General features: G+C 57.1%; 2 tRNA genes. Both read right to left on the bottom strand.

The features are described from left to right. Positions 1-34: 34 nt before the first annotated feature. Positions 35-125, bottom strand: a tRNA-Ser gene (locus tag BFN48_RS12040). Between the two features lie 10 nt (positions 126-135). Further along, positions 136-226 (bottom strand) — tRNA-Ser (locus BFN48_RS12035). Positions 227-261: the final 35 nt, after the last annotated feature.

Below are 261 nucleotides of genomic sequence, written 5' to 3'. Positions count from 1 at the left end.
GCTCTAGCCAACTGAGCTAAGGGCCCTTAAATCTTGGCGGAGAAGGAGGGATTTGAACCCTCGCGCCCCGTTAGGGACCTACTCCCTTAGCAGGGGAGCCTCTTCAGCCACTTGAGTACTTCTCCACTCTTTATTTGGCGGAGAGGGTGGGATTCGAACCCACGGCCCGCGCAAGCGAGTCACTGGTTTTCAAGACCAGCTCCTTAAACCACTCGGACACCTCTCCATATTGGTGACCCATCCGCGACTCGAACGCGGGAC

The sequence above is a fragment of the Caloranaerobacter ferrireducens genome (assembly GCF_001730685.1).
Lineage (GTDB): Bacteria > Bacillota > Clostridia > Tissierellales > Thermohalobacteraceae > Caloranaerobacter > Caloranaerobacter ferrireducens.
The sequence above is the reverse complement of the archived record's forward strand: the minus strand, read 5'-3'. Positions and strand labels throughout refer to the sequence as shown.